The sequence below is a fragment of the Streptomyces albidochromogenes genome, from assembly GCF_005981925.1.
Lineage (GTDB): Bacteria > Actinomycetota > Actinomycetes > Streptomycetales > Streptomycetaceae > Streptomyces > Streptomyces albidochromogenes.
The window spans coordinates 1-5191 of sequence record NZ_VBVX01000397.1; the positions used below are offsets into that span (position 1 = coordinate 1).

Annotated in this window: 6 protein-coding genes and 1 pseudogene; 6 read left to right on the forward strand and 1 reads right to left on the reverse strand. The window is 73.5% G+C overall.

Features of this window, described 5'->3' with window-relative positions; all coding sequences use genetic code 11:
* The first annotated feature begins 308 nt into the window (after positions 1 to 308).
* Positions 309 to 614 (forward strand): antibiotic biosynthesis monooxygenase, encoded by a 306-nt coding sequence (locus tag E2E34_RS30975; RefSeq protein WP_138905177.1) that lies wholly within the window; start codon positions 309 to 311, stop codon positions 612 to 614.
* A gap of 377 nt (positions 615 to 991) precedes the next feature.
* On the opposite strand, the gene E2E34_RS37065 is transcribed toward E2E34_RS30975, so the two are convergent.
* Complete coding sequence (locus E2E34_RS37065) at positions 992 to 1735, reverse strand: LysM peptidoglycan-binding domain-containing protein (protein WP_279637914.1); 744 nt, start codon at positions 1733 to 1735, stop codon at positions 992 to 994.
* A 244-nt stretch (positions 1736 to 1979) separates the two neighbouring features.
* Here E2E34_RS37065 and E2E34_RS30985 point away from each other — a divergent pair, with 244 nt between their 5' ends.
* The 5 genes and pseudogenes from E2E34_RS30985 to E2E34_RS30995 all read left to right on the forward strand — a co-directional run.
* Positions 1980 to 2744, forward strand: a complete 765-nt coding sequence (locus E2E34_RS30985; RefSeq protein WP_138905179.1) for a DUF72 domain-containing protein — start codon at positions 1980 to 1982, stop codon at positions 2742 to 2744.
* A gap of 199 nt (positions 2745 to 2943) precedes the next feature.
* Positions 2944 to 3071 (forward strand): annotated as a pseudogene (locus E2E34_RS37650) (class III lanthionine synthetase LanKC N-terminal domain-containing protein); the annotation flags it as partial.
* The gene (locus E2E34_RS37655) at positions 3024 to 3299 is read left to right on the forward strand and encodes a class III lanthionine synthetase LanKC N-terminal domain-containing protein (RefSeq protein ID WP_500691581.1); all 276 of its coding nucleotides are present in this window, start codon (positions 3024 to 3026) and stop codon (positions 3297 to 3299) included. The pseudogene E2E34_RS37650 and the gene E2E34_RS37655, both read left to right, overlap by 48 nt.
* Positions 3281 to 4021, forward strand: a complete 741-nt coding sequence (locus E2E34_RS30990) for a PP2C family protein-serine/threonine phosphatase (protein WP_138905180.1) — start codon at positions 3281 to 3283, stop codon at positions 4019 to 4021. Before E2E34_RS37655 ends, E2E34_RS30990 begins: the two co-directional genes overlap by 19 nt.
* Before the next feature lie 247 nt (positions 4022 to 4268).
* The coding region (locus E2E34_RS30995; RefSeq protein ID WP_167518425.1) for a serine/threonine-protein kinase at positions 4269 to 5191 on the forward strand (923 nt) is incomplete at its 3' end.

Below are 5191 nucleotides of genomic sequence, written 5' to 3' on the forward strand. Positions count from 1 at the left end.
GCCGCCTCCCGTCCCTGGCCGGCCCTCGGCCCACGGCCCGCACCCGCACCCGCACCCACAGCCGGCGCACCGGCCTCCGGCGTGGACAGGACGAGCGTCAGCGGTACGACGGGTCTCCCTCGGCACCGGCCCGCCTCCCCCACCCGTCCCTCGTGGGCGATCGCGGAAGACGACGGCTGACCGGGTCCGCCGCACCGGAATCCGTCCGCCGGGCGCACCTGTCGTCGATGAGCGGTGGTCCCGGTGCGCGCCTACGGTGGTCGGAGGGAGCGCGAGCGAACCGATCCGGCGCTCCGGAGGAGGCCACGATGGACGAGCACTTCGTCTGGGTGACGACACGCCGCGTCAGGCCGGGCGCCCTGGAGGACTTCGAGCGGGCCTGGCGTCCGGGCGCGCACCCGGAGGGCATGCGCAGAGCCTTCGCGTACTGGTCGGAGGACGGGGAGGAGGTCACCGGGGTGTCGTTCTGGGAATCCAGGCAGGCGTGCGATTCCTGGCGGGGGTCCGACGCGGAGAAGCGGCGGCGCGACGCGATGGCTCCGTACGTCGTCGAGGAGCGCGAGGGCTACTACCGGGGCGGTGAGCTCGCGATTCCGTCGGACGCGTCGTCCTGAGCGCGTTCCCTCCGAATACGTTCCCGCTGAACGCGTTCCCGCTGAGCACGTTCCCTCTGAACACGTTCCCTCTACGCACGTTCCGCTCGAGCCCGCTCGGCCCGAGTCCCCCGATGCGGCTGACGACCCGGTGATCGTCGCTGATCCCGTTGTCGGAATGCCCTGGCGCCGCCCCTGTTCCGTGGGACGCTCGGCGTACTCGAAGTGGGCTGGTCGCGACAGCCACTGGGCCTGGATCCGGTGGCGGGGGAAGCGGATGCCGGTGACGGCGGTGACTGCTGTGGTGCGTACCCGGCGCTGCTCGGGGTGGGCCTTCGCCCGGTCCGCGGCGTAAACGTTTCGGCTGGTGTCGCACACGCGCGATCGCGTCCCGGGCCTCATGCGTGCAGTCGCAGACGCTGGCCGGGGTAGATGCGGTCCGGGCCCTCGTCGAGCTTGTGCCGGTTCAGTTCGTACAGCGCCTGGGTGCCGCCCCGTACGTCGGCGCGGTCGGCGATGACCGAGAGGCAGTCACCGGGCTGTACGACGTAGGTCTGCGAGGCGATGGCTTCGTGGGAACCGCGCGAGGGAGCCGGGACCGCGGCCGGGGGCTGGGCCTGACGCTGCGGCTGGATCCGGGGCTGCGGCTGTACCTGCGGCTGGAACTGCCGCTGCGGCTGGGCGGCGGTCACGCCGGATCCGCTGGAGCCGGATGCCGTCCCGGTGCTGCCGGAGCTGCTGGAGCTGCTGGAGCTGCCCGCGCTGTGGCGCCGTCCGCAGTTGGGCCAGGCGGAGAGGCCGCGGTCCTGGGCGACGCGGGTGGCTACGGCGATCTGTTGGGACCGGGTGGCCAGGTCGGCGCGCGGCGCGTAATGATGGCCGCCGTACGCGCGCCATGTGGAGGGCGCGAACTGGAGCCCGCCGTAGTAGCCGTTGCCGGTGTTGATGTTCCAGCGGCCGTTGCTCTCGCAGGCGGCGATGCTCTCCCAGTCGGGCCGCGCCGGCGCGGTCCGCGGGAGGACCGAGTGCAGGGCGCCCGTCTGCGGAGCTGCCTGCGAGGCGGCCTGCGGGGCGGCCGACCGCGTCGCGGCGCTCGCCGTGCTCTGGCCGGCGAGGCCCAGCGCGCTCAGGAGTACCAGCATCAGAGACAGGACCGTTTGGACAGACCGCTTGGCAAAGGGTGAAGGCGACATCCGAGTTCTCCTCCGCTGACTCCGGCAGCGCCGTGACGCGGTGGCGTCACGGCCGGTGGGCAAGCAACAGATAACCCGCCAGTACGCTTTTCGGTCCGTACGCCGACCACGACGTGCCGCGCTTTCACCCGCTTGGAGGCCGGTCCCGCGGCCCCACCGTGCCGGGCTCCGGATTCCGGGCAGGCATCGGAGCATGCCCTTGCTCGTCGGAACCTCCGGATGGCAGTACAAGGACTGGCGCGGCGGCCTCTATCCGTCCGAACAGCCCCAGCGGCTCTGGCTGGAGGAGTACGTACGCCACTTCGCCACGGTCGAGAACAACAACGCCTTCTACCGGCTGCCCACCCGGGAGACCTTCGTCTCCTGGCGGGAGCGGACCCCCGAGGGGTTCGTAATGGCCGTCAAGGCCAGCCGCTACCTGACCCACCTCAAGCGGCTGCGTGACCCGCAGGAGCCGGTGAGCCGGCTGCTGGACCGTACCGCCGGACTCGGCGACCGGATGGGTCCCGTACTCCTGCAGCTTCCGCCCAACTTCCGTGCGGACCTGGGGGCGTTGAGCGCCTGCCTGGGGTGCTTCCCCGGATCGGTGCGGGTGGCCGTCGAGCTGAGGCACCCCTCGTGGTGGGAGATGGAGGCAGAGCTGCGGGAGGTGCTGGAGCGGCACGGCGCCGCCCTGTGCTGGGCGGATCGCGGTTCCCGCCCGGTGACGCCGCTGTGGCGGACCGCGTCGTGGGGGTACGTGCGGTTCCACGGCGGCACCGCCCAGCCTCCGCCGCACTACGGGCGGCAGGCGCTGGGGTCCTGGGCGCGGCGGGTGGCCGACGCCTGGTCCGACGAGGACGACGTGTTCGTGTACTTCAACAACGACATGGGCGGCGCGGCGGTCGTGGACGCGGCCCGGTTCGGGCGGGAGGCGTCCGCGCTCGGCCGGACGGTCAGCCGCACGCCTCCTCGCTGACCACGGCCGCAGGGCCGGACCACGGCCCCGGGGCCGGTCCACGGCCGCAGGGCCGGACCACGACCGCAGGGCCGGACTACCCCCGCGCACACGGCATCGGGCCGGACCGGCCCCGCGCACGCCTCCGGACCGGCCCCGCGCACGCCTGGAGGACCGGCCCCGCGCACGCCTCCGCGCCGTGCCGCTCCCGCGCCGCCGAATGGGCGGACGTCACGGTCCGGGTGTGGGCTTTTCACGGGCAACCCGTGACACCTGGTGGTGGCTGACGAGCGACCTGCGCTGGGGACGCGGCCCGCTGTACGTCCGGTACGGCGCCTTCGCCGACCGGCGCGCGTCGCGCCCGGCGGGGAGGTCGTGCGGGCGGTCGAGGACGCGAGCGGGCGGCTGGTGCCCGACGTGCGCGGGCCGACGTTCCAGGTGCCCGACTGGGTCCGGCCGGGCCGGGGGACCACGGCACCGCGCCCCCCGTTCCGCGCGTCGCGGCGGGACAATGGTGGTAAGGACGTGCCTTCCAGCGCGGAGAGGCGGGACTTCCGGTGCCGTACACAGCTGTGACTTCCCTGAGCCATCCCGGGCTGATCCGCGAGCACAACGAGGACAGCCTCGTCGCCGGACCGTGGACGCTCTGCGGCACGGTGACCGAGAACCCCCAGACGCTCGTCTTCCCCCTCGGCACCCCGCTCGTCGTCGCCGTCGCCGACGGGCTCGGCGGGCAGCCGGCCGGCGAGGTGGCCAGTTCGCTGGTCGTACGCCAACTGGCCGCGCTGGGGCCGTCTTTGGACGGTGAAGAGGCAATCCGTGCCGCTCTGGCGCTGTGCAACCGGGCGGTGTACTCCGCCGCCGACGGCGATCCGGACCTGTTCACCATGGGGACCACGGTCGCCGGCGTCGTCGTCCTGGCCTCGTCGGTCCTGGTGTTCAACGTGGGCGACAGCAAGGTCTTCGAAGCGTCCCCGACAGGGTTCCGGCAGGTCAGCGTGGACGACAGCCCGCTGCCGCCGCCCGGGCGCCGGACCACTTCGGCCGTCACCCAGACGCTCGGGGGCAGCTCCGTGTTCAGCTCGGTCACACCCCATGTGACGAGCCGCGCGCTCTCGGCCGGCGACCGCTACCTGGTGTGCACGGACGGGCTGACCGACCCGTGCCCGGACGAGGAGATCGCCGGGGTCCTGGGGGAGTACGACGGCGCCCGGGCCGCCTTCGAGCTGTGGAAGGGGGCGATCGAGGCGGGCGGCCCCGACAACGTCACGTTCGCGACGGTACGGGTCAGCGCCTAGGGGACCGGCCGGGGCGCCGCCCGCAGGCGCCCCGGCCGGTCGCCGCCGGGCGGGGCGCGGCAAGGGTGGTTGAGGGGGCCGGCCGTGCCCATGCGGCAGGCCGCCTGGGGTGGGGGAGGCCCCCCGCGCACACGTCCGCGAACGCCTGATCCGGCGTAACTCCAGCCCTCACCCGAAGGGGTGACAACGGCGTGAAGTAGGTTCAGCAGCCTTGAGATTGTCACAGTGAATCGGGGTTGGTGCGCAAGTGCTGGTGGCGGACAGATACCGGCTGGACACACCCATCGGGCGAGGCGGGATGGGCGAGGTCTGGCGGGCTACGGACGAGGTGCTGGGCCGGCCAGTCGCCGTCAAGCTGCTGCTCGGCAACGGGGCCGACGCCTCGGCCGCCGCCCGGTTCCGGCTGGAGGCCCAGACCGCCGCCCGGTTGAGCCATCCGCACCTGGTGGCGGTGTTCGACTTCGGGGCGTGGGAGGACCGCTTCTACCTCGTCATGGAGCTCGTCGAGGGGACGAGCCTGGCTCAGACCCTGCTCACCGAGGGCGCGTTGCGCGCCGAGCGGGTCGCCGGCATCGCCGCCCAGGCGGCCGCCGGCCTGGCGGCGGCCCACCGCCAGGGCGTCGTGCACCGGGACATCAAGCCCGGAAACCTGATGACAAGTCACGACGGCACGGTCAAGATCGCCGACTTCGGCATCGCCCAGTTCGTCGACGACCCCGCCACCGCGCTCACCACCGCCGGACAGATCGTGGGCACCAGCCTCTACCTGGCCCCCGAGCGTGCGCTGGGCAGACCCGCCGGCCCGGCCTCCGACATGTACTCGCTCGGCTGCGTCCTCTACCAACTCCTCGCGGGGCGGCCCCCGTTCCAGGCGGACACCGCGACCGGCACGCTGTACCAGCACGTGGACGCGGCGCCCGTGCCGCCGCGCCATCTCGGCGTCGACGTACCGGCCCCCTTCGAGGCGTACTTGCTGGGGCTGCTCGCCAAGCAGCCCGAGGACCGCCCGACGGCCGAGCAGGCCGCCGACTGGTTCCGTCAGGACTCCTGGCGCGGCCGCCCCGAGCCACTGCCCTCCCCGGTCCCGGCGAACGGCCCGCCGCCCCGGACCACCGCGACGTACTCGCTGCCCTCCACCGGCGCGCCGCGTCCGGCGTCCCGCCGCCGCGC

Excerpts from the sequence above, each read along its gene's own strand:
- E2E34_RS37065 (WP_279637914.1), bottom strand. The coding sequence starts at position 1,735 with ATGCTGGTACTCCTGAGCGCGCTGGGCCTCGCCGGCCAGAGCACGGCG.
- E2E34_RS30975 (WP_138905177.1), top strand. The coding sequence starts at position 309 with ATGGACGAGCACTTCGTCTGGGTGACGACACGCCGCGTCAGGCCGGGC.
- E2E34_RS30985 (WP_138905179.1), top strand. The coding sequence starts at position 1,980 with ATGCCCTTGCTCGTCGGAACCTCCGGATGGCAGTACAAGGACTGGCGC.